The 24,481-nt window shown below is 36.4% G+C and carries 25 protein-coding genes; 22 read left to right on the top strand and 3 right to left on the bottom strand.

Annotated features, from left to right (window positions below; genetic code table 11):
* The 20 genes from ybeY (at nucleotide 1) to ACERII_RS15720 (ending at nucleotide 18,830) form a co-directional block, all read left to right on the top strand.
* The gene (gene ybeY, locus ACERII_RS15815) at nucleotides 1-471 is read left to right on the top strand and encodes an rRNA maturation RNase YbeY (protein ID WP_373643628.1); all 471 of its coding nucleotides are present in this window, start codon (nucleotides 1-3) and stop codon (nucleotides 469-471) included.
* Nucleotides 455-844: a diacylglycerol kinase family protein gene (locus tag ACERII_RS15810; protein WP_373643626.1), complete on the top strand. Its 390-nt coding sequence runs from the start codon at nucleotides 455-457 to the stop codon at nucleotides 842-844. Before ybeY ends, ACERII_RS15810 begins: the two co-directional genes overlap by 17 nt.
* 33 nt (nucleotides 845-877) lie before the next feature.
* Nucleotides 878-1,276 (top strand): cytidine deaminase, encoded by a 399-nt coding sequence (locus ACERII_RS15805; RefSeq protein ID WP_373643625.1) that lies wholly within the window; start codon nucleotides 878-880, stop codon nucleotides 1,274-1,276.
* A gap of 13 nt (nucleotides 1,277-1,289) precedes the next feature.
* Nucleotides 1,290-2,183 (top strand): GTPase Era, encoded by an 894-nt coding sequence (gene era, locus ACERII_RS15800; RefSeq protein ID WP_373643623.1) that lies wholly within the window; start codon nucleotides 1,290-1,292, stop codon nucleotides 2,181-2,183.
* Nucleotides 2,184-3,212: 1,029 nt separating this feature from the next.
* A complete protein-coding gene (locus ACERII_RS15795) occupies nucleotides 3,213-3,350 on the top strand; it encodes a YqzL family protein (RefSeq protein WP_373643622.1) in 138 nt (45 codons plus the stop codon).
* 41 nt (nucleotides 3,351-3,391) lie between these two features.
* The gene (gene recO / locus ACERII_RS15790) at nucleotides 3,392-4,141 is read left to right on the top strand and encodes a DNA repair protein RecO (RefSeq protein ID WP_373643621.1); all 750 of its coding nucleotides are present in this window, start codon (nucleotides 3,392-3,394) and stop codon (nucleotides 4,139-4,141) included.
* A 305-nt stretch (nucleotides 4,142-4,446) separates the two neighbouring features.
* Nucleotides 4,447-5,334, top strand: a complete 888-nt coding sequence (gene glyQ / locus ACERII_RS15785; RefSeq protein WP_373643620.1) for a glycine--tRNA ligase subunit alpha — start codon at nucleotides 4,447-4,449, stop codon at nucleotides 5,332-5,334.
* On the top strand, nucleotides 5,327-7,414 hold the full coding sequence (glyS, locus tag ACERII_RS15780) for a glycine--tRNA ligase subunit beta (protein WP_373643618.1): 2,088 nt from the start codon (nucleotides 5,327-5,329) through the stop codon (nucleotides 7,412-7,414). Before glyQ ends, glyS begins: the two co-directional genes overlap by 8 nt.
* Before the next feature lie 76 nt (nucleotides 7,415-7,490).
* On the top strand, nucleotides 7,491-8,141 hold the full coding sequence (gene ccpN / locus ACERII_RS15775) for a transcriptional regulator CcpN (protein ID WP_373643617.1): 651 nt from the start codon (nucleotides 7,491-7,493) through the stop codon (nucleotides 8,139-8,141).
* Between the two features lie 22 nt (nucleotides 8,142-8,163).
* The gene (locus ACERII_RS15770) at nucleotides 8,164-8,979 is read left to right on the top strand and encodes a pyruvate, water dikinase regulatory protein (protein WP_373643615.1); all 816 of its coding nucleotides are present in this window, start codon (nucleotides 8,164-8,166) and stop codon (nucleotides 8,977-8,979) included.
* Nucleotides 8,980-9,304: 325 nt separating this feature from the next.
* Nucleotides 9,305-9,760, top strand: coding sequence for a YaiI/YqxD family protein (locus tag ACERII_RS15765; protein ID WP_373643613.1), 456 nt, complete (start codon nucleotides 9,305-9,307; stop codon nucleotides 9,758-9,760).
* A gap of 72 nt (nucleotides 9,761-9,832) precedes the next feature.
* On the top strand, nucleotides 9,833-11,641 hold the full coding sequence (gene dnaG, locus ACERII_RS15760; protein ID WP_373643611.1) for a DNA primase: 1,809 nt from the start codon (nucleotides 9,833-9,835) through the stop codon (nucleotides 11,639-11,641).
* Between the two features lie 47 nt (nucleotides 11,642-11,688).
* A complete protein-coding gene (gene rpoD / locus ACERII_RS15755) occupies nucleotides 11,689-12,807 on the top strand; it encodes an RNA polymerase sigma factor RpoD (RefSeq protein ID WP_373643610.1) in 1,119 nt (372 codons plus the stop codon).
* A gap of 72 nt (nucleotides 12,808-12,879) precedes the next feature.
* On the top strand, nucleotides 12,880-13,419 hold the full coding sequence (locus tag ACERII_RS15750; RefSeq protein ID WP_373643608.1) for a hypothetical protein: 540 nt from the start codon (nucleotides 12,880-12,882) through the stop codon (nucleotides 13,417-13,419).
* Between the two features lie 40 nt (nucleotides 13,420-13,459).
* Nucleotides 13,460-14,191 carry a glycerophosphodiester phosphodiesterase family protein gene (locus ACERII_RS15745; protein ID WP_373643607.1) on the top strand — a complete coding sequence of 244 codons (732 nt, stop codon included), beginning with the start codon at nucleotides 13,460-13,462 and terminating at the stop codon, nucleotides 14,189-14,191.
* 689 nt (nucleotides 14,192-14,880) lie between these two features.
* Nucleotides 14,881-15,255: a c-type cytochrome gene (locus ACERII_RS15740; RefSeq protein ID WP_373643606.1), complete on the top strand. Its 375-nt coding sequence runs from the start codon at nucleotides 14,881-14,883 to the stop codon at nucleotides 15,253-15,255.
* A gap of 275 nt (nucleotides 15,256-15,530) precedes the next feature.
* Nucleotides 15,531-16,238 (top strand): tRNA (adenine(22)-N(1))-methyltransferase, encoded by a 708-nt coding sequence (locus ACERII_RS15735; protein ID WP_373643604.1) that lies wholly within the window; start codon nucleotides 15,531-15,533, stop codon nucleotides 16,236-16,238.
* Nucleotides 16,235-17,353, top strand: coding sequence for a Nif3-like dinuclear metal center hexameric protein (locus ACERII_RS15730; RefSeq protein ID WP_373643602.1), 1,119 nt, complete (start codon nucleotides 16,235-16,237; stop codon nucleotides 17,351-17,353). Before ACERII_RS15735 ends, ACERII_RS15730 begins: the two co-directional genes overlap by 4 nt.
* Nucleotides 17,354-17,510: 157 nt before the next feature.
* Entirely contained in the window at nucleotides 17,511-18,578 is a 1,068-nt protein-coding gene (locus tag ACERII_RS15725) for an IS1595 family transposase (protein WP_373643600.1), read from the top strand.
* A 57-nt stretch (nucleotides 18,579-18,635) separates the two neighbouring features.
* Complete coding sequence (locus tag ACERII_RS15720) at nucleotides 18,636-18,830, top strand: hypothetical protein (RefSeq protein ID WP_373643598.1); 195 nt, start codon at nucleotides 18,636-18,638, stop codon at nucleotides 18,828-18,830.
* A gap of 414 nt (nucleotides 18,831-19,244) precedes the next feature.
* Here ACERII_RS15720 and ACERII_RS15715 read toward each other — a convergent pair whose 3' ends face one another.
* The 3 genes from ACERII_RS15715 to vrrA form a co-directional block, all read right to left on the bottom strand.
* Nucleotides 19,245-20,213, bottom strand: a complete 969-nt coding sequence (locus ACERII_RS15715) for a 4-hydroxy-3-methylbut-2-enyl diphosphate reductase (protein ID WP_373643596.1) — start codon at nucleotides 20,211-20,213, stop codon at nucleotides 19,245-19,247.
* 214 nt (nucleotides 20,214-20,427) lie between these two features.
* Nucleotides 20,428-20,919, bottom strand: coding sequence for a CarD family transcriptional regulator (locus tag ACERII_RS15710; protein ID WP_373643595.1), 492 nt, complete (start codon nucleotides 20,917-20,919; stop codon nucleotides 20,428-20,430).
* A gap of 136 nt (nucleotides 20,920-21,055) precedes the next feature.
* Entirely contained in the window at nucleotides 21,056-22,003 is a 948-nt protein-coding gene (vrrA, locus tag ACERII_RS15705) for a VrrA/YqfQ family protein (RefSeq protein WP_373643594.1), read from the bottom strand.
* A 202-nt stretch (nucleotides 22,004-22,205) separates the two neighbouring features.
* Between vrrA and ACERII_RS15700 the strand changes: the two genes are divergently transcribed.
* The gene (locus ACERII_RS15700) at nucleotides 22,206-23,528 is read left to right on the top strand and encodes a DEAD/DEAH box helicase (RefSeq protein ID WP_373643592.1); all 1,323 of its coding nucleotides are present in this window, start codon (nucleotides 22,206-22,208) and stop codon (nucleotides 23,526-23,528) included.
* A gap of 31 nt (nucleotides 23,529-23,559) precedes the next feature.
* Complete coding sequence (locus tag ACERII_RS15695; RefSeq protein ID WP_373643772.1) at nucleotides 23,560-24,453, top strand: deoxyribonuclease IV; 894 nt, start codon at nucleotides 23,560-23,562, stop codon at nucleotides 24,451-24,453.
* The last annotated feature ends 28 nt before the right edge of the window (nucleotides 24,454-24,481 follow it).

The raw sequence follows: 24,481 nt of genomic DNA, 5'->3' as shown, positions 1-24,481 counted from the left end.
ATGATGGAATATAAACAAGTAGGTCTAATTGATGAGACGAATGAAGTATCGGAAGAATTAATGAATCTTGTAGGTGATGTAATCGATACAGCGATAGATCATCACAAATTTGATCATGATATAGAAGTCTCCATTACGTTTGTAAATGACCAACAAATTCAAGAGTTAAATCGTGATTACCGAGGGAAAGATCAACCAACAGATGTATTATCTTTTGCATTAAATGAGGGTGAAGATGACCCTGTTGTTATGGAAGGTATGCCAGAACTCTTAGGCGATATAATCATATCAGTTCCACGAGCTATTGAACAAGCTGACGATTATGGGCATGATTTAAAAAGGGAACTATGCTTTCTTGCAGTTCATGGTTTTTTACACTTGATAGGGCATGACCATGATACAGAAGAGCGAGAAAGAGAGATGTTCCAGCTACAAGAGGATATACTAAAAAAACATGGGATTCAAAAATGACCGTCCATTTATATCGTGGAAACGCCTAAAAAAGAGTTTTATCTATGCATCACAAGGAATATTTCACACATGGAAACATGAACAAAATTTTCGTGTCCACACATTGTTGACTTTTGCCATAATTATTTTTGCCCAAATATTCCGAGTACCTCTTCTAGAGCAAGCACTGCTTGCTTTAGTAATAGGAGCAGTTCTCGCTTTAGAGCTTATTAATACGGCGATTGAGCATTGTGTGGACGTTCTGTTTGAAACATATGACATTCGGGCAAAAATTATAAAAGATGCAGCGGCTGGAGCGGTTTTCATTTTTTCTTTAGTAGCTGTAATAGTAGGCGCTCTCATATTTATTCCAAAAATATTGCAACTACTGTAATCATACAAATGATGTCAATAAAAGGTGGTAGTTATGGAAGATACTACATTAATAAATGAAGCAAAGAAAGCTAGAGAAAAAGCGTATGTACCCTATTCTCATTTTCCTGTAGGTGCTGCTTTGCTTTCAGAGGATGGTACAATATACCATGGCTGTAATATTGAAAATGCGGCATATAGTATGTGTAATTGTGCGGAAAGAACAGCGATTTTTAAAGCTGTTTCGGATGGTGTTCGTAATTTCAAAGCGATGGCTGTTATTGCTGATACAGAAGGTCCTGTATCTCCTTGTGGAGCGTGTAGGCAAGTTATATCTGAATTACTGCAGCAAGATACAAAAATTATTTTGACTAATCTACGCGATCAAGTGGAAGAATGGACAGTAGCTGAGCTGTTACCAGGCGCTTTTTCTCCGAAGGACTTAGAAAGGTGAGTGCATGTAAGCAATGAAATCTGGATTTGTAGCATTAATAGGTCGACCTAATGTTGGAAAATCAACGTTACTAAATGAGGTATTAGGTCAAAAAATAGCGATTATGAGTGACAAAGCGCAAACGACTCGTAATAGAATACAAGGTGTATATACAGAAGAAAGAGGTCAAATTGTATTTATTGACACACCTGGGATACATAAACCGAAGCATCGACTAGGGGACTTCATGTTAAAGATAGCGCAAACGACTCTAGGAGAAGTTGATGTAGTATTATTTCTTGTAGATGCAAAAGAGGGTCGAGGCCGTGGCGATGATTTTATCATGGAGAAATTAAAAAATTTAAATACACCTGTCTTTCTTGTGGTGAATAAAATTGATGAAGTACATCCTGATGAATTGTTTCTTCTTATTGATGAATATAGACGTCAATTTACGTTTACTGAAGTAATTCCAATTTCAGCGCTTCAAGGAAATAACGTTTCTACGTTACTTGAACAAGTGTATCACTATTTAGAGGAAGGACCGCAATATTATCCGGAGGATCAGGTAACTGATCACCCTGAAAGATTTCTGATGGGTGAAATGATTCGCGAAAAAATATTGCATCTTACTCATGAAGAGGTTCCTCATTCCATTGCTGTGGAAATTGAGAAAATAGATCGAAAAGAAGGAAAAGGCACAATATATATTGGTGCTGTTATTATCGTGGAACGGAGTTCTCAAAAAGGAATAATTATAGGGAAACAAGGTAAATTGTTAAAAGAAATCGGACAAAAAGCAAGAGAAGATATAGAGAAATTATTAGGTTCGAAGATTTTCTTGGAACTCTGGGTAAAAGTTGAGAAGGATTGGCGAAACAAACCACGAGCATTACGCGAATTTGGTTATGGAGAAGATCAATATTAAAACTAATAAGGTGACTCAGGACTGTCTATTGTCTTGAGTTACCTTACTTTTTACATTCATATAGGTAATACTGTAGTTTACTACTTGTTGATACGCTTATTTTCATGGGAGACTTCTATGAAAGTGAAAATTTGCACCATGGCGAATGAAAATACGATGTGAGTAGGTTATAGTACTATAAACTTTCTATGGAATGAGTGTAAGCCAGCGAGACCCCGCAGAGCTTTAGCTCGAGGACGGCTCGCCAGCTCCCCACAGGAAAGGGAGCAGGCAGAAACGAATGGAATACAAACCAACAAAGTTGTTAATACTTGATAGTTTAAGTCCGCTCGATAACACATATTTTCAGGGTAGATCTGTAATACATCATCTTGTACCGTATAAGAAGACTACAATTAAGTGACAAAAGAACAATTGGGCAAATGTGGAAAAAACAATAAAAGTACATGTTCCCCCATTGTTTTTTTAGCCGAAAAAGTCTATCATTACCTTTATAAGGTATTTTTTTAAAAGATAAGAATTTATAAAATTTTGTTGAACTTAGAAAGGTGTCTAGCTCCAGACGCCAGGACCTCGTGTCAAATAACCTTCCAGTTAGAAAAGTAAAAAGCACTTTTCAACTGAAAGAACATTTTTCTTCGCAGATATGCAAGCGGATTAAGCTTTTCGTTCGTCCAGAACATTTGCATTTCGGTCCTGAGAGGGCGCCTTGCGCCTTTCTTAAAAGGTAAGAAAGTATATAACTTTTGAACTTAGAAAGGTGTCTAGCTCCAGGCGCCAGGACCTCGTGTCAAATAACCTGGCCGATTAAAAAGTAAAAAGCACTTTTTATCGTCCAGAACATTTGCATTTCGGTCCTGAGAGGGCGCCTTGCGCTTTTCTTACAAGAAATACACTAAAAATTATGTGTTCAACCGAGCCATAATGCGTACAAATGTAAATTGTCAAAAATTCCATATCATGATTAGGGCAATAGAGGTCAACATAAGTACGTGAGGTAAAAATCGTGCTGAAAGGTGGAAAATACTCATGATTGACTTAACTTGGAAAGTGTTCTCCATGACAGGCAATATCGATTCATACTTGTTATATAAGGAATTTGAGCGAGATGGGTCTTTTATGGAAGATAGTGAAGAGGAGTCAGAAGAGTTAGACCGAATGCATTAATAGGCCTCTTTATCCCGCCATGTGAATTGGTGGTGATCAATATGCTTCACAAAGTTGAAGGGGTAGTCATTCGTACGAATGATTATGGAGAAACGAATAAAATAATAACGATCTTTACCAGGGAGAACGGTAAAGTAGCACTAATGGCACGGGGAGCAAAACGGCCAAAAAGTCGTTTTGCATCTAGTGCCCAAATTTTTATTTACAGTATTTTTGTTTATCAGAGAACGTCTGGAATTGGCACACTTAATTCTGCCGATGTTATCGATTCCTTTCGAGATGTTCGAAATGACTTAAAACTTACTGCGCATGCTGCATACATAGTAGAGCTGGTTGATAAACTTTCAGATGATAATGAAAGAAATCCTTATTTATTTGAATTGTTATATCAAACGCTTCTTTTTCTTAATGAAGAATTGGATCCTGACATTTTAACAAGAATTTTTGAAACAAAAATGCTTGAAGTTGCGGGTGTGAAACCATCATTAGAGAGATGTAGCTTATGTGGAAGTCCTATGGAGCCTTTTGTATTTTCCATGAAACATTCAGGGGTTTTATGTAGTCGTTGTAAGTTTGAGGATCCTCATCATTTATCCGTGCAACCAAATGTAATTAAACTTATACGCTTATTTCAACAATTAGATATAAAACGATTAGGCAATATAAATGTAAAGCACGAGACGAAAGTACAATTAAAAAGCATTTTATCTCATTATTATGATGAATTTGTTGGAGTTAGGCTAAAATCGAAACGATTTTTAGATCAAGTTGATAAATTATATGAAACTTGAGTTGACATTGCGATTTTTTTTGAGTAAGATTTGTAGTAATTAAACATCAGTGCAGTGATGGGAAGGAGTACTTATTCCCTCTGTATAAGAAGGTGGTAACCTTTGAAGCGAACCTAGGACAGTGGAAGCTAGGGATACAGAAAATAAGGAAGGCGTTCCAGAGCACAATTTGTAAAGAGGCTTGAAATATATTCAAGCAAATAGGGTGGAACCGCGGGTTACTCTCGTCCCTATGTCATTTAGACATAGGGACGAGAGTTTTTTATTTCCATCGAAATATTGATGTTAAAAATGGAGGTCGAATTATGAATGTTCAACAGATGATCTTAACGTTGCAAAAATTTTGGGCAGATCAAAATTGTTTAGTTCTTCAAGCGTATGATGTGGAAAAAGGTGCAGGAACGATGAATCCAATGACTTTTTTACGAAGCATTGGTCCCGAGCCATGGAATGTGGCATATGTCGAGCCGTCCAGAAGACCTGCTGATGGTAGGTATGGAGAAAATCCAAATCGACTTTATCAACATCATCAGTTTCAAGTAATTATGAAGCCTTCTCCAGATAATATTCAAGAATTATATCTTGAAAGTTTAAAGCAACTAGGTATCAACCCGGAAGAACATGATATTCGTTTTGTAGAAGATAACTGGGAAGCACCTACATTAGCTGCCTGGGGTTTAGGGTGGGAAGTTTGGTTAGATGGAATGGAGATCACTCAGTTTACATATTTTCAACAAGTAGGGGGATTAGATGCTAGTCCTGTGGCTGTAGAGATAACATATGGACTAGAAAGGTTGGCTTCTTATATTCAAGACAAGGAAAATGTCTTTGATTTAGAATGGGTTAATGGTTTTACATATGGAGATGTATTCTTACAAAATGAGTATGAGCAATCCAAATATTCCTTCGAAGTAGCCGACAGCAATATGCTATTTACACTTTTCTCTACTTACGAAAGGGAGGCAAAACGTACATTAGAGGAGAAGTTAGTTATCCCAGCGTATGATTATGTTTTAAAATGCTCCCATGTATTCAATTTGTTAGATGCACAAGGCGCTATTTCTGTTACAGAAAGAACTGGATATATTGGGAGAGTTAGAAATTTAGCTCGTTTATGTGCTCAACAATACTATGAAATAAGGGAAACCTTAGGCTTTCCGATGCTGAAAAAGGAAGGTGAAGAAAATGAATAGAACATTTTTATTTGAAATTGGACTAGAAGAAATGCCAGCTCGATTTGTTACGAATGCAATGAATCAGTTAGGAGATAAAATCGTACAATGGCTAGAAGACAATAGATTGACGTATGGCAATATAAAAAGGTTTTCTACACCAAGAAGACTTGCAATACTCATAGAAGACTTGGAAGAAAAACAGGTCGACATGGAGGAAGAGGCTCGAGGACCATCTAGGAAAATTGCTTTAGATTCTGAAGGTAATTGGACAAAAGCAGCAATAGGTTTCTCACGAGGACAGGGTGTACCGGTAGATGAACTTTTCTTTAAGGAGGTAAAAGGAGAGGAATATGTATTTGTAAAGAAGTTTACAGAAGGTCAAGATACAAGTGTACTGTTAAAAGAATTGAAGAGTGTTGTTGAAGGCCTTCAATTTCCTAAAAATATGAAATGGGGAAGTCAAAAGCTTCGTTACGTTCGTCCAATAAAATGGCTTGTGGCAATGTATGGAAGTGAAATTATTCCATTTAAGATCACGAATGTGGAGACTGGAAATATTTCTTATGGTCATCGTTTCCTTGGAAGCTCAGTCTCATTGGATGATCCAGGTGAATACCCGAATTTATTGCTTGGACAATTTGTCCTGGTTAATCCTACCGAACGTAAAGAAGCAATTGTTTCTCAAATTGATCGTATTAGCGAGAGTGAAGGATGGAGAATCCCTGTAGATGAGGAACTTCTAGAGGAAGTGAACAATCTAGTCGAATATCCAACAGCGTTATATGGTAGCTTTAATGAACGCTATTTAAGTGTTCCTGAGGATGTGTTAATTACATCTATGAAAGAACACCAGCGTTATTTTCCTGTAAAAAATAAAGAAGGTAAGTTGTTACCTCATTTTATAACGATTCGAAATGGGGATCATCGTCATTTAGAAAATGTTCAAAAAGGAAATGAGAAAGTGTTAAGAGCGCGTTTAGCAGACGCAGAGTTCTTTTATCAAGAGGATTTAAAACATCCGTTAGAAAGTCGTTTAAAACGGCTAGAATCCATTGTTTATCATGAAGAATTGGGGTCAGTGGGAGACAAGGTTCGCCGTATTGAAGAATTAGCGTTGGAAATCGGTAAGGAACGAAATCTGAGTGAAGATGACTTAGAAAAAGTAACGCGTGCAGCAACATTAAGTAAAGCAGATCTAGTTACTTTAATGGTTGGGGAGTTCCCTGAGTTAGAAGGCCGTATGGGAGAAGAATATGCCTTAAAATCTGGTGAAGATGAAGCAGTGGCAAAAGCAATTTATGAGCATTATTTACCAAAACAATCAGGAGATGACATTCCTTCTTCGGATATTGGAGCAATCATAAGTATTGCTGATAAGTTAGATACAGTTGTTACTAGTTTTGGAATTGGTTTAATACCAACTGGTTCTCAAGACCCTCATGGATTACGAAGGCAAACCGCAGGGATTGTTCAGATTATTAGTACGAAGCAGTGGGAGACAGATATAATAGAGCTCCTCCAAATAGCTATTACTACTTCTGAAAAAAGAGGTTTGTTAAAAAGAGATAAAGAAACAGTGCTAGAGGATCTCATTGAATTTCTAAAGCTTCGAATTAAAAATATATTACAAGAGCAAGGAGTACGTTATGATGTTGTGGATTCAATATTAAAAACAGACATCGGACAACTCCATACGTTATTTAATAAGGCAACATTTTTAAATGAACAGTTATCAAATCCAGATTTCAAATCCGCAGTAGAAGCATTTAGTAGGGTTACGAATATCGCCAAAAAAGCAGATAATCAAACTTCTTTCATAGAATCCAAAATTTCGCTTAAAGAAGAGAAGGAACTATTATATGTGAAAAAGGAAGTGGAGGAGCGTTTAACTTCTCTATTGAGAAACGGAAATGTTCAAGACGCGTACGAAGAACTTACAAAACTAGTTCCAGCTATTCATAACTATTTTGATAATGTTATGGTCATGGATGATGATATGTCAGTTAAAATTAATCGATTAAATCAAATGAAGGAAACATCAAGTCTTATTACTTCGTTTGCCGATTTTCAATCTATTGTATTTCATACGGAAGAATAACTTACGAAAAAAGATTTTAGTATGATACTATTCAGTTAAATAGATCATTAAATTTGCATCACCTGTGAAGAGGGCGGTGAGAACCATCGAGTTAAATAAACGTCAAGAACTGATTTTGCAAATTGTAAAGGACAATGGTCCTATTACAGGAGAACAAATTGCTGAAAAACTATCGTTAACTAGAGCAACACTACGCCCAGATTTAGCAATTTTAACAATGGCTGGTTTCTTAGATGCACGACCAAGAGTAGGGTATTTTTATACGGGAAAAACAGGTTCTCAATTATTCTCAGAACGTATCCAAAAACTCACTGTAAAAGAATTTCAATCTGTTCCTGTTGTGGTAAAAGAGTCTGCATCTGTTTATGATGCAATCGTTACAATGTTTCTTGAGGATGTAGGAACACTTTTTGTAGTGAATGATGAATCACACTTAGCAGGAATACTTTCCCGTAAAGATTTACTACGAGCAAGCATGGGAAAACAAGATTTAGAATCTGTTCCAGTAAGTATCATTATGACAAGAATGCCAAATATTACAACATGTGAACAAGATGACATGCTTATTGATGTTGCGAATAAGCTTATTAGTAAACAAATAGACGCCTTGCCTGTAGTTAAAAAAGTGATGATTAATGAAATAGAAAAAAATGAGATTATTGGAAGAATTACAAAGACAAATATTACAAAAGCATTTGTCAAAATAGCAACAGAAGATATGTATTAAATAACAGGGAGGTTGTTTATTAGTGAAGCAGGATCAACCGATTGTTTATGTAGTATCAGATTCTGTAGGAGAAACAGCAGAATTGGTTGTAAAAGCAGCAGCAAGTCAGTTTAATGGTGCTAATATTCAAATAAGACGAATTCCATATGTGGAAGATACTGCTACTGTGAACGAAGTCATTGACCAAGCGAAAGAAACAAATGGATTGATTGCTTTTACACTTGTTGTACCCGAAATCAGGAAGCATTTAGAAGAAGAAGCTTTTAAAGCAAATATTCCTCTTTATGATATATTAAGTCCTATGATGCAAATGCTTCAAACTAGATTTAATAAGACTCCGAGGAATGAACCTGGCATCATGCATACATTAGATGAAGACTATTTTCGTAAAGTAGAGGCAATAGAATTTGCGGTTAAATATGATGATGGCAGGGATCCAAGAGGGGTTCTTCGTGCAGATGTCGTATTAGTAGGTGTATCGAGAACGTCGAAAACACCTTTATCTCAGTATTTAGCACATAAACGACTGAAAGTAGCAAACATTCCGTTGGTACCCGAGGTCGACCCGCCAAATGAACTGTTTGAGATTCCAGCCTCAAAAGTAATCGGACTTACAATTAGTCCTGAGAAGTTGAATAGTATACGAACGGAGCGGTTAAAGGCGTTAGGGTTAAAAGAACAAGCTAACTATGCAAATGTTAATCGAATTCGAACGGAGTTGGACTACTCAAATCGATTAATGGAAAAAATCGGCTGTAAAGTAATTGATGTTTCTAATAAAGCAGTGGAGGAAACGGCAAATTTAATTTATCATATGATTCAAGTGAAAAATGAGTAGGCAAATCAAGATGGATCTAGAGTTAACATTATTTTAGATTCATCTTTTTTTGATGAATTTTTAATAAATAAAGAATAAACAAAAATATTCTTTAATAAATAAAAGAGTAGATAAATATGTAGCGTAAGTTTTGATCTTACTATATAATGAAATATTGTGATTTCATTATATTTAATGAAAAAAATAGGCATAATCAAAAAAAGAACAAATAAATTGTAAATGTCAAGACTTAATCTCGTTTTTTTGGTAAAGATAGTAAATGGGAATTATTCTGTTAAAAAAAACAGAAAGAAGGAATCTCGAAAAGGATGTAGAATACAGAAGTATGCAAAAGAAAATAGGGAAAATTTTTGTCGATGGGGATGCTTGTCCTGTAGTGGATGAAATTTTATATGTAGCCGATAAATATAAAATCAGTGTTGTTTTTGTTACATCTTATGCACACATCCGAAACAAAAGCTTTCCATCCTTTGTTAATCATGTTTATGTTGATCAAGATAAAGAAGCTGCAGATTTAAAAATAGCGAATGCAGTTTCGAAGGATGATCTAGCTATTACAGATGATCTTGGTCTTTCGAGTTTATTAATAGCAAAGGGGGTTCACGTCCTAACTTCGAGAGGAAAGTTCATTACTGATCGAGAGATTGATTATTTATTGGATTCTCGATACCATTCAGCCAAAAAACGCCGATCTGGCGGGAAAACAAAAGGTCCAAAAAAATTAACAGATGAGGATCGGGAGCAATTTAAGTATGAAATAGAAAAAATCTTGTCATATTAGCAGGATTTTTGACGGAGAGGGCGAAATATATATATCCATCCCCTTTCAATAGAAAGAAGGTTGGTGAAGATTATGAGTCCACGTATAGCGGAAGAAAAAATAGAGGAGATAAGGAAATCCGTAGACATTGTGGACATTATAAGTGAATATGTTCCATTGAAGAAACAAGGGAGAAACTTACTAGGACTTTGTCCTTTCCATGGAGAAAAAACACCGTCCTTTTCTGTATCCTCTGAAAAGCAGCTTTACCATTGCTTTGGATGTGGAGCTGGAGGAAATGTCTTTTCGTTTCTGATGGAAATAGAAAGTATTCCTTTTATAGAATCTGTTAGTAAGATTGCTTCCCGTGTAAATATTCAACTTCCAGAATTGGAACAGCAAACCGAGACTTCAGAAAAGGAAAACGAATTATTAAAATATTGGCATGATGGGCATTCACTTGCAGCAAAGTTGTATCATCATGTACTAACAGTTTCAGATGAAGGAAAGGAAGCAAGGGAATATTTACGAAAACGTGGGTTTACAAAAGAAACCATTGAAACATTCCAAATTGGATATGCACCTAATTCTTGGGATTTTCTTACTAGCTTTTTAGAAAAAAGGAAGTTCCCAATGAGTGAAATGGTGAATTGTGGATTACTTGCTGTACGGGAATTTGATCAAAAGAAGTTTGATCGTTTTCGTGAAAGAATCATGTTTCCTATATGGAATAAACAGGGGAATATTATTGCGTTCGGCGGCCGTATTTTGAACGACGGAAATCCCAAATATCTCAACAGTCCAGAGTCTACCGTTTTTAATAAAAGTGAAACATTGTATTACTTCCATAAAGCGAGACAATCAATTAGGAAAAAAAATGAAGCTATACTCTTTGAAGGGTATGTTGATGTTATTTCTTCATGGCGTGCGGGTATAGATAACGGAGTAGCTACCCTCGGTACCGCGTTAACGGATGTTCAAGTAAAAATGCTTTCACGGAATACAGAGAATATTATTTTATGTTATGATTCGGATTCTGCTGGGCAAAAAGCTACGTTAAAAAATATCACCATGCTCCAAGATGCGGGTATGAACGTCCGAATTGCACGTTTGCCAGATGGATATGATCCCGACGATTATATCCGAAAAGAAGGGTCAGAACGATTTAGGCAAGATGTTATTGGTCAAAGTCTTACAGTGATGGGGTTTAAGTATCAATATTATCGTCGCGGACTAAATCTTCAAGATGATGGGCAACGAATGGACTATATAAAAAAAATGTTAGCTGAAATTAGTCGGTTAAAAGGTGCTGTTGAACGAGACCATTATCTTAGGCAATTATCTGAGGAATTCACCTTATCTCTAGAAGCTTTAAAGCAAGAGCAAATTCAGATATTCAAAGCAAGTAAAGGAAAAGAGCAACAAGAATATAAGGTAGAGGTAAACAATTTAAAAAAACAGCAAAAAAAATTATTAAAAGCCTACGAGAATGCAGAAAGAATACTTATTGCACATATGCTTCAAAATAGCAATGTTTCCAACCAAGTGCAAAAGCGAATTGGTGGAACATTTAACATAGATGAATATCAGGCAATCGTAGCACATTTATACAGTTATTATGGAGAAGGATATGATCCAAATCCATCGGCTTTTATTGAAAGATTAGAGGACAATAATTTAAGAAAAATTGCCGCAGAGCTTGCGATGATGACGATTAGTGATGACCTGTCTGAGCAAGAGTTGGACGATTATATTAAATGTATAAAAAAGTACCCTAAAACTCTAGAAATTGAAAAGCTAAAGTTAGCAAGAAAAAAAGCAGAGGAGCAGAAAGATTATCTGCAAGCGGCTACTATAGGTATGGACATAATTAAAATGGAGCAAGAACTAAAAAAAGCATAATACAGACGATAAAGAAGTTGTCTTGAATTATAGGAAGGAGGGGTCGCATGGCTGAGAAACCATTACGTCCAATGGCGGAAGGGGATTTGTCCATCGATCAAGTAAAAGAGCAGTTAGTTGAGCTTGGGAAAAAACGGGGGGTATTATCATACGCCGAAATAACTGAGCGACTTGCGGCTTTTGATCAAGATTCAGATCAAATGGATGAGTTTTTTGAATATTTAGGAGAACAAGGTGTAGAAATATTAAATGAAACTGAAGGTGTTCCTAGTCTGCAACAAGTGGAAAAGGAAGAAGAGGAATTCGATTTAAATGATTTAAGTGTTCCTCCTGGTATAAAAATAAATGACCCTGTACGTATGTACTTAAAAGAAATAGGGCGTGTACCACTACTATCTGCTACAGAAGAAATAGAGTTAGCTAAGAAAATTGAAGACGGTGACGAAGAAGCAAAACGCCGTTTAGCAGAAGCAAATCTACGTCTTGTTGTAAGTATAGCAAAAAGGTATGTAGGTCGTGGTATGCTGTTTTTAGATCTCATTCAAGAAGGTAATATGGGTCTAATAAAAGCTGTAGAAAAATTTGATTATAATAAGGGATATAAATTTAGTACGTATGCAACATGGTGGATTCGTCAAGCAATTACGAGAGCAATTGCAGACCAAGCGAGAACGATTCGTATACCAGTTCATATGGTAGAAACAATTAACAAATTAATTCGTGTTCAACGTCAACTTCTTCAAGATTTAGGGAGAGAGCCATCACCTGAAGAAGTTTCCAAGGAAATGGATCTAACTCCTGACAAGGTTCGTGAGATATTAAAGATAGCACAAGAACCCGTTTCATTAGAAACCCCAATTGGAGAAGAAGATGATTCACATCTTGGTGATTTCATAGAAGATCAAGAAGCACTTGCACCTTCTGACGCTGCTGCTTACGAACTGTTAAAAGAACAGCTTGAGGATGTTCTTGATACATTAACAGACCGTGAAGAAAATGTTCTTCGATTACGTTTTGGTCTAGATGACGGTCGTACACGTACATTGGAAGAGGTTGGTAAAGTCTTCGGTGTAACACGTGAACGTATTCGTCAAATAGAAGCAAAGGCATTACGTAAATTAAGACACCCAAGTAGAAGCAAACGGTTAAAGGATTTCTTAGAATAGATCCATTCTCATGCCTGGCAATATAGTTGTCAGGCTGTCTCTTTTTTTATTTATAACCTAGGGGATACTGTCATGGACAATAAGAAAAAAATGATTATAAAAGAAATTGAATACTGGAAACAGAATCGTCTTTTACCTGAAGTATATTGTAATTTTTTGCTTAGTCTCTATACTCAAGGTGAACAACAAAAACAAACCAAAACGAAATTTCAATTTCTTAGTTTACATACGATCTTAAATATTATGCTTGTTGCAACCCTGATAGCGTTATCATTTGTTGGTATTTATTTTACTCAGTTTTCGTTACTAATGCAAATCACCCTATCACTTATATTTTTTTGTGTTTCTCTTTTTTTTGCTATATATTTTCACAGGAGAGGGAAATATATAGCGCATATTTATGTCGTTGCAACAACCTTTCTGTCATTTCTTTTTGTATTGCAAATAACTGAAAAATTTTTTTCTAATCAATCAAAAATATTAGGTGCAGCTGTAGCATTACTTTGTGCAGTTTGGATTGTTATAGGATTACGTTGGAAATACCGATATTTAACAATTGGAGGTATTTTCGGGCTTCTTATCTACCTCCTTTTTTATGTTATGTTAAAATAGTGTAAATGTGAGGGAATATACATAAAAGGTGGTTATTCATATGGATATCATCGCTCACCGCGGTAATAAAAAATATACTCCTGAAAATACAATGACTGCTTTTTATTCTGCATGTACCTATCCTATAGATGGGATAGAGTTTGATCTTCAATCCACGAAAGATAATATACCGGTAGTCATTCATGATGAAAAGATTGACAGAACAACGAATGGAAGAGGATTTGTACATTCATTTACATTAAGAGAATTAAAGCAGTTTGATGCAGGAAGTTGGTTTCATGAACGTTTTCGAGGAGAAAAAATTCCGACATTTGAAGAAGTCCTACAGTGGAGTAAGGATACAGGACTTACTTTGCATGTAGAATTAAAAAAACAAAAGTTAAAAACAAAATCATTTATTGATACATGTTTAAATCTGATTAATGATTACGATATGAGTAATTCTGTAGTAATAAGTACATTTGAACATTCGTATATCGAATATGTGAAGGAAAAAAAACCAACAATAAGAACAGCACTCCTAACAAAAACCCCGCCATTTAGGGCGACACTATATGCGAAAAAAAGGAGGGCGAATGCCATTCACATTCGTCATTCTTATCAATCTACCTATTATTATAAACGATGGGCCAAAGCTGGGTTACCAGTTCGAGTGTATAATGTACATCGTTTAAAAGATGCATTAAAGTGCTTCAGATTACAGGTAGAGGCTATCATTACGGATGACCCCAAATACATGACCGAGGTTTTACGCGGAAGTAGTAGGTTGTAATAAGCTATATAGAATAGGCTATGTTAATAGACAGTGTTGATATTTCTATAAAGTATTTTTGTACCATCATTATTTATATAATGTATGTAAGTTCCGAGACTCCAGTGGGAAGTGGAGCAGAGGCGAGACCCCGCAGAGCTTTGCTTGAGGACGGCTCGCCAGCTCCCCACAGGAACGCGAGTCCGCTGAAGTGAATGGAATACAAACCAACAAAGTAGTTAACACCAGATAGTGTAAGCCAGTTTGATAGCGTATTTACAGGGTAGACTTCCATGCAAGTGAAAAATTTGCACCATGGCGAATGAAAATACGCTGTGAAGTAGTGGATAGTACTATGACTTTCTATGTAATGAGCGTAAGCCAGCGAGACTCCAGTGGGAGGAAGAGCAGGGGCGAGACCCCGCAGAGCTTTAGCTCGAGGACGGCTCGCCAGCTCCCCACAGGAAAGGGAGCAGGCAGTAGCGAATGGAATACAAACCAACAAGATTGTTAAAACTACATAGTTTATGCACTCTTAAATAACACGTATTTTCAGGGTAGCCATAAAATATAGATGCTTTTAGGCAATTATCAAAAGCTAGTACTTTTCTATTGCGAAATTTTCAAGTACAATATACAATAGCTATGCTTATGCAAGCGATGGGTTTTTATAGAGAAAATTTATTTATTATTAAAAGGAGGTACATACGATGAAAGGGAAACCCCTTTATCCTTTTGCTTTAACTGCTATTTTGGGGATAGGACTTGTTGTTATTTTATCCTTTTGGGGCTTGAATACAGGAGGACCTAACATGGCTGGAGAAGATGGTGACAATGATGAGCAACAGTTTAGTGATCCGTTAGAATTAGGGGAACACGTGTATCAATTAAATTGTATTGGCTGTCACGGTGGAGATTTACTTGGTGGAAGTACTAATATTCCAGTCAATGCTTTAGCTGAAAAGTATTCAAAAGATGAAATATTGGATATTATTGCGGAAGGACCTGGAATAATGCTCCCTAATTTAGTTACAGGGGCCGAAGCGGATGCTGTTGCAGAATATCTTTTAGCGGAATCAGAATAATAGTAGGGAATCAAAAGAAGAAGGATAATTTATCCTTCTTTTTTCACTATAACTAGGGAAAACTTTTAAATAAAAGGCTATGTTAAAGGACAATGTTGATATTTGTACCATGTTGATTTTTACGGAAGGTGCGAGACTCCTAGGGGAAAGCGAGCTAGGCGAGACTCCGCAGGGAGGTAACGACCGAGGAGGCTTGCAGTTCGCCCAAGGAAAGCGAGCAACCTGGAGAAAATCAACATCAACGTTTAACAGAGCCAAATAAAAAGGTGAATGAGATGAACGAACTTCAATTATCAAGACGACTAGAAAAAGTAGCATCATTTGTAAAAAAGGGTTCTTCTGTTGCGGATATAGGATCTGATCATGCCTATCTACCTGTCTACTTAGTGAAACACGGTATTGTAAAACAGGCGGTTGCTGGTGAGGTAAATAGAGGTCCGTTACACGCAGCTGAAACTCAGATAAGAAAGAACAATTTGCAAGAACAAATTAAAGCGAAATTAGGAAATGGATTAGCTGTTATAGATAATGAAAATGTTGATACGGTAACAATAGCTGGGATGGGTGGCCCTCTGATAACAAAGATATTAGAGGAGGGTAAACATAACCTTGACAGTGTACAAAGACTAATACTGCAACCGAATGTTGCTGCACATCCAATAAGGTCATGGCTTATTGAGCATGGCTGGGAGCTGTTAGATGAAGCTATTATGGAAGAAGACGGACATATCTACGAAATATTAGTTGCAGAGCGAGGAAATACGATGGCCTCCTACTCACATGATGTTGAGAAGGAGATCTGGCTAGGTCCTTTCTTACTCAGAGAAAAAAACGTATCGTTTCTTTTAAAATGGCAAAGAGAGTTGGAGCAATTAAGAAAAATAAATCAGCAACTACATAGCGGAACAATCACAAATGAATTAAGAAAAAAACAGGAAGAAGTTCAAAAGAAAATCCAATGGCTAGAGGAGGTCTTCGAATGAAGTTAGCAAATGCTCAAGCAATAATCCAAGACTTTGAGGCTTTTTCACCAAAATCATTTGCGGTGGAAGGTGATAAAATCGGCCTACAAATTGGAACGTTAAACAAGCCTGTGAAAAAAGTGATGATAGCTCTCGATGTATTAGAACCTGTTGTGGATGAAGCAATCAATGAAGGCGTGGATCTTATTATTGCTCACCATCCAATTATTTTTAAGCCTATAAAAGCACTACGAACAGATAATGCCTATGGTAGAACAATTGAAAAACTCATAAAACACGATATCACTGTTTATGCTGCACATACAAATTTAGATGTAGCACCTGGTGGAGTCAATGATATGATGGCTGAAGCACTTCAGTTAGAAAGTGTTGAAGTTCTTGTTGAAACAACAGGAGATCCACTGAAAAAGGTAGTTGTCTTTGTACCTGAAGCAAATGCTGATGCTGTAAGAGAAGCGTTAGGAAATGCTGGATCTGGTCATATAGGCAATTACAGTCATTGTACGTTTAATACAAAGGGAACGGGCACATTTAGACCTGAAGAAGGGTCAAATCCATATATTGGACAAAAAGGAAAAATGGAGTTTGTTTCTGAAGTGAAAATAGAAAGTATTTTTCCATCTTCCTTAGAAAAAAAGGTACTACGAGCTATGAAGGAGGCGCATCCCTATGAAGAGGTAGCGTATGACGTTTTAAATGTGGATATAAAGGGAGAAACTTATGGTTTGGGTAGATTAGGGTATCTTCCGCAAGAAATGACGTTAGAAGCCTTTGCAGAGTATGTTAAGAATGCCTTTGATGTGAAAGGGGTTCGCGTCGTGGGGGATTTGCAACGGATAATTAAGAAAGTTGCTGTTTTAGGTGGTGATGGAAATAAATATATCAACTCTGCTTTATTTAAAGGAGCAGATGTTTATGTCACAGGAGATTTATATTACCATGTAGCACATGATGCAATGATGGAAGGTCTTAACATGGTGGATCCAGGTCATAACGTGGAAAAGATCATGAAAGAAGGCGTGAAAAATAAAGTTGCTACTTTTTTAGAAGAGAAAGGCTATAGCACGGAAGTTATTGCATCAACTGTTCATACAGATCCGTTTACATTTTTATAAATAGCATGCTCGAAATAGAAAAATTGGGTTTACTCATTGGTTAAATGAGTGAGTCCTTTTTTAAAAGGCTGTGTTAGCGTTCAATGTTGATATTTGCAATTACCCAAACGGTTGTTCTATAATGGTGGTAAAAGACGGGGAAAAGTAGGTGTAATCAGTGAACGTTAAAGATATTATTAAAGCTATTCAAGAGCTTAATCCTGGAGACAAGCATCGTTTACGAGCATATTTGATTAATGCTCTTACTGCTTCGTCCTCAACAGGCAATGTGTTGCATGAGATCTCTGAACGTAAGAACAAAGAAGGCTATCATTGTCCAGATTGCGATTCAGAACATATCGTTCGAAATGGCACATACACAACCCCAGTTGATGGTGACGAAGTTGAAAAGCAACGATATCTTTGTAAAGGGTGTAAAAGGACTTTTACTGATCTTACAAATTCCACTTTGTATCGTACTCGTCGTTTGAATAAATGGATTAAGTTTGTTGAATGTATGATAGAGGGGTACTCGCTACGTAAATCAGCAGATTTAATTAATGCAGATAAATTGGATTCTGAAACTGATATTTCTTATGTCACTTTATTCTACTGGAGACATAAGCTACTATCTGCGCTAAATAAAATGGAATTCTCTGACTTTCAAGGCATTGTGGAAATGGACGAGACTTATTTTCTATACTCTGAAAAAGGATCTAGGCATATTAAAGGCAGAGAACCTCGTAAACGAGGAGGAACTGCTAAAAAACGCGGAATAAGTAATGAACAAGTATGTGTGTTAGTTGTTAGAGATCGGGATAAAATGACCTTTTCCCAGGCATTGGGAATGGGACGATTAACGAAAGACCAATTAGAAAAGGCAATCGGACATAAACTTTCTAACAAAAACGTCTTATGTACCGATTCTTGGCGTGCCTTTAAAACCTATGCTGCTGAAAAGGGTATGGTTATATATCAATTCAAATCAAGTAGCAAAATTCGTACTAAAGGGATTTATCATATCCAAAACGTCAACAGCTATCACAGTAGACTAAAAGATTGGATACTACGATTTAGAGGTGTTGCAACGAAGTATCTAAATAATTACCTTACCTGGTTTCAAGCACTAGAAGCCATTCATCACCAAAGAAATAACGTTAATATAAATGATATGATAATCAAAGGAAATTTAATACCAATTATGGAAACATATGATACACTTAGATTATCAGAGTTTAGCAAATAATGGCGTTTGCTTATAGTGCTAACGGGGAGAATTCCACAACAACTGGAGGTGGTAGAAATGAGTTGGGTAATCGCTATTGGAATAGCGTTGCTAGTCATTGCCTACTTAGCAATGGAATTAGCTACAAATGAAGATAAGGGGATGAATTTACGTTCTTATATCAAGGCTTATAAGAAGTCTCTACTGTTTATTTGTATTTTCTTTATTCCCCTGATAGTGATTTCGGGAATTATCTATTATACGTTCCTTTAATTTTCACTAACAGGTCGTTGTCGCTGTTGTGGCACTAACGGGGTAGCGTTAGTTACACAAGGCGAATATTCATTCAAGGACTTCCAAAATAATGGAAGTCCCTTTATTTTTATGATTATCAACACTAACCACTAACACAGCCTTTTAAAAAGATAAGAAATCTTAGATTGATGAAGTCGATGTCTGGCTTTAGGAGCCATCACCTCGTGCCAAATAACCTTCCCGATTAAAAGCAAAAGCCTTGAGGAGTCTAGGCAGCTCCCCACGGAAAGGGAGTGGTCAGTAGCGAATGGCATACAAACCAACAAAGTTAGTATTTCAAGATAAACTTATACACTTATTTTTAGGAAGACTCCACCAAAAAAACCTCTGCAGATATCAACAAGATACATACAAAGGTTTTGACGGTAAGTATTATGAACCTGTCTCGGTCTTAGAAATTACTTTTTTCTTCACTTTAGGTAAAATCTTTGAAAGTTTAACGGTACTAGTTGTATCCCAAGTATGTGGATCATCCTCATCAAATTTTTCAAGAAATGTAATAACTTCCTTCGTAATGGGAGTCGGAGTACTAGCTCCTGCTGTTACTGCTACTTTTTTTATCCCTTTTAACCATTCTAAGTTTAATTCATTCACATTAGCTATTCGGTAAGCAGGTGTTCCAGCTATTTCTTTGGAAACTTGTGCTAAACGGTTTGAATTATTACTTTTTGGATCACCTACAACTAACATTAAGTCTGCTTCTTTTGCTTGTTCAGCTACTGCTTCTTGGCGTACTTGGGTTGCTAAACAAATTTCATTATGAACCTCTGCATGAGGGTATTTTTTTAGTGATGAATTAATAAGGTGAGAAACATCCCATTGACTCATGGTAGTTTGGTTTGTGATAAGAATTTTTTCTGACTTTACATTTAATTGATCTACATCCTCTATTGTTTCCACGAGATGAACAATATCAGGAGCTACACCTAATGCTCCTTCTGGTTCCGGGTGACCTTTTTTCCCAATATAAATCACTTCATATCCTTCTTCTTTTTTATCTCTAATTAAATCATGAGTCTTAGTCACGTCTGGACATGTTGCGTCAACTGTAGTTAACCCTTTTTCTTTCGCTATTTTTCGTACTTCAGGTGACACACCATGTGCTGTAAAGATTACAGTTCCTTTTTCAACTTGTTTTAAAATCTCTAATCTATTAGGTCCATCAAGAGTAACGATGCCATCTTCTGTAAACGCATCAGTCACATGTTTATTATGAACAATCATACCAAGTATATAAATTGGTCTTGGTAAATCTAAGTTTTCAGCCGCTTGTCTGGCTAACACCATAGCATCTACAACTCCATAGCAATAGCCACGCGGAGAAATTTTGATGACTTCCATCATCATCCCCCCCTATAAAAAATCTAATATCTGTTTCATTATAAATGCAAAAAGCAAAAACGACAAATTGGAAAACTGGTTTTATCCTAAAGCACAATAATGAAAATGCGATCCTTTTCATTAACTTTAAAACGTTACTCAACAAGATAGAATAACAAAGAAAACCTTTCGTGGTAACGAAAGGTTTTTCTTTGAAGCGCCATAAAAATATTGATTACGCACCTTTTGAATTATCAGATATAAATTGGAGAGCTTCCTCTTCACTAATATTTTTTACAAGCATTAATTCACTTACGATAAATTGTTTTGCACGATCTAAATTCTTACGGTCTTCCATATGTAAACCGTTCGTGCGTTCTCCTTCTTTAGATGTTAGATTTGCAATTACCATAGCTGCATCTAATATTGAACCAGATTTTAATAAAGTTTCATTTTCTTTAGAGTATGGACGTGCTGCCTCTTTTTTCGTGGTACATTCTGTCGGCTTTAAAGCAGTTGCCACATCTTCTATTTGTTTCGGTTGAATGATTTTTCGTAAGCCAGAGCTCTTTATACGACTTTCAGGAAGCATTAATGTTACGTGATTCAAAGGAAAATAGACCACAAAGTAACTTAATTTTTCTCCTAAAATATCTTTTTCTTCAATGTCTTTAATCGTACCAGCCCCGTGGTATGGATAGACAACATGGTCACCGACTTTAAACATGAGCATTCCTCCAATACAATAGTAATTTCTATTGTAACATAAATATAAATAAATTTAAAATTTTACTATGGATAGTCTAATTAGTCAATGAGAAATTGTGTAAAAAGAAAAGCCAGCCATGGTTCCTCTGACTGGATTAAATATATAGCTTTGGCCCAGGGGTATTACCTGTTATTTCTTTCTTTCTTGCTATTTGCTTTTCTTTATTCTTATTATTAGTACTTTTTTTTGTTTTATTAAATCCAGATTTTGTTACTTTTTCAATGTGATCCTTGGAGTGTTTTTCATTTTTTCTATCCATTTCTGATTTTTTCATTGATTCTTCTTCCTCAAATTCATCTTCAGTTCCCTCATTCTGATTGTTGAGAGATTTCGTTTCATTAGATTCATCTATTGCTTCCTCAGCTGATTCTTCTAAAGTAGGATCAGATTCATCTAACTTTTCATTATCAGAGTCAACTGATGATTCTTCCTGGTTTGTATCAGTATCTTCATCGGAGTCGTTCGACGATAATGCGGCGAGCATTTCAGGTAATGATTTTACTAGTGGCCCATATTGTTGAATCATCGGACCGAACATTTGAGCCATTTCAATAGTCTTTTGTGCATTTTCTACAAAGCCAATAATACTGGCTAAGCCACCACCACTTGCTCCAGCAGCAGCTGTAGTCGCTGCATTTGCCACGTTTCCCATTGCACCTGTTCCACCAAGTGCATTAGCTGCATTTCCTAATGCACTGGCACCTCCTATGGAACGGGCACCTCCCATGGCTGCATTTCCCATCGACTGAGCTCCCTGCATAACATTTCCCATCGATTGTGTTCCTTGCAATGCGTTCCCCATAGATGGAGCTCCACGCATTGCATTTCCCATAGGTGCTCCAGAGGATGGATTCCCCATGGAACCTCCTCGACCAAATAACCTAGACAAAAGACCACCTAAACCTCGCCCTGATTGTGGAGGTGGTGTATTATTTATGGAGCGTTGTAGCATTTGTGATTGTGGCTGTGAAAAAGCTCCACCTCTAGGAAAGGCACCGCCTGTTGAAGGCGGACGAGGAGGAAATGGTCTTGGTCCAAACATCCCGAACATCCTTTCAAAATACATGATCTTCTCATGTTAGGTATATGCATGAAGAAAGTATAATGTATAGGCATTAGACCAAAAATGAGAAATAGGGAAGAAGAAACTGCTCTGTAGTAGCACGAAACCTTTGACTCGTGGTAAAATGTATATTCGATGTCTAAAAGTACGTGACAAGATTGATAAGAAGGATGGATAAAAGATGAAACATAATTTTGAACGGTTTGAACTAAAATCTTTTTTGATACAAGCATTGAGTGAATTTGACATTACAATGCCTACCGAAATCCAAGAGAGACTCATACCAGCAATAAAAAATGGAATGGATGTTATTGGTCAATCACAAACTGGTACAGGAAAAACGTATGCTTTCCTATTACCAATTGTTGATCGAATTAATATAACAAAAAAAGAAACACAAGCAGTTATCACAGCACCAACTCGTGAACTTGCGAATCAATTATTTGACGAATTAAAGAAACTTACCAACTATTCTGAAGAACCAATTACAACTCAACTGGTAGTTGGGGGAACTGACCGATTACGAATGATGGAAAAATTAAAGCAAAAACCACATATTGTTGTAGGTACTCCAGGAAGAGTGGCTGATATGGTAGATAATCAAGCATTGGATGTTCGTCATGTAGATATGTTTGTCGTAGACGAAGCAGACCAAATGTTAGATATGGGCTTTTTAGAAGATGTGGACAGGGCAGCAAGTAGAATGGGAACAGAACTTCAAATGATGGTTTTTTCAGCAACTATTCCAGAAAAATTACAACCTTTTCTACAAAAATATCTACAAAATCCACGACATGTTCATGTTCAGCCGAAAAATGTATCACCAAAACAAATTAAGCACTGGTTAATACCTGATAGAGATCGTGATCGGAAAGATTTATTAACAAATATCGTGAAAGTTGCAAATCCTTACTTAGCTGTTATTTTTACAAACAAAAAGGAAACAGCGGACGAGGTTTTTCAGGGATTGCAAGAAGCAGGTTTAAATGTAGATATCCTTCATGGCGGAATCAGTCCACGAGAGCGTAAAAAAGTGATGAAACGTCTTCAGGATGCAGAAGTCCAGTACCTAGTTGCGACCGATCTAGTTGCAAGGGGGATAGATGTGGAAGGAATTAGCCACATCATTAATTATGAATTTCCGACCGAATTAGAATATTATATTCATCGCGTTGGAAGAACTGCTCGTGCTGGTTGGGATGGAATTGCTATCACAATCGTTGGGAGAAATGATCAAGATAGCATTACGAAATTAGAAAAACAAGGAATAAGTTTTACGTATCGTGAAATAAAAGATGGAGAATGGGTAGATATTGATAAACGAAATCGTCCAAAGATGGTCTCTACAGCGAAAGTGGAAACTGGTGTAAAAAAGAGTGGTACAAGCACAAAGGCAAAAGCAAAACCTAAAAAAGTAAAGCCAGGATACAAAAAGAAGGCAAGATATAAAAAGGCTCTTGAAGATAAAAGACAGCGCCGGATTGAAAGCAAGCGGAAAAAATAAAGAATAAGATAGTTTTTCATTGGGAGAGGATATTATGTTATTAGGATCACACGTTTCGATGAGTGGGAAAAAGATGTTGTTAGCTGCAAGTGAAGAAGCAGTTTCTTATGGAGCAACAACATTTATGATTTATACAGGAGCACCACAAAACACTAGAAGAAAGTCAATTGAAGACTTAAATATTGAATCAGGCGTCAAACATATGCTTGAAAATGGGATATCCAATATAGTTGTTCATGCTCCTTATATAATAAATATAGGAAACTCTCAAAAACCTGAAACGTTTGAATTAGGAGTAAGGTTCTTAACTAGTGAAATAGAGCGCACCGCTGCAATTGGAGCAAATCAAATTGTACTCCACCCTGGTGCTCATGTTGGTGCTGGATCAGAGGCAGGAATAAAAAAAATAATTGAAGGTTTAAATGAAGCATTGGATTCAAAACAAGAAGTACAAATCGCACTAGAAACAATGGCAGGAAAAGGGACTGAGTGTGGAAGGTCCTTTGATGAAATTGCTAAAATTATGGATGGAGTAACGCATAATGATAAGCTTTCCGTTTGTTTTGATACATGTCACGTTCATGATGCTGGGTACGATATTGTAAATGATCTTGACTCTGTTTTAAAGGAATTTGACGATATTATTGGTCTTGAGCGTATTAAAGTTTTACATGTGAACGATAGCAAGAATGAATGCGGAGCAAGAAAAGATCGTCATGAAAATATAGGTTATGGTCATATTGGCTTTGAAGCTTTAGATCGAATTATTCATCATGATGTATTCAAAGAAATACCGAAAATACTAGAAACTCCGTATGTCGGGGAAGACAAAAATAATAAATTTGCACCGTATAAATTAGAGATTGAGATGATTCATTCTCGAAGTTTTGATGCTGAATTAAAAGGAAAACTAACAAAAATTTGAAGTGAAATAAAAAAGGTATGTGAAAGAT

The organism is Evansella sp. AB-rgal1, assembly GCF_041820985.1.
In the GTDB taxonomy this organism is placed as follows: Bacteria; Bacillota; Bacilli; order Bacillales; family Salisediminibacteriaceae; genus Evansella.
This window is presented reverse-complemented; position numbering and strand designations above follow the sequence as displayed.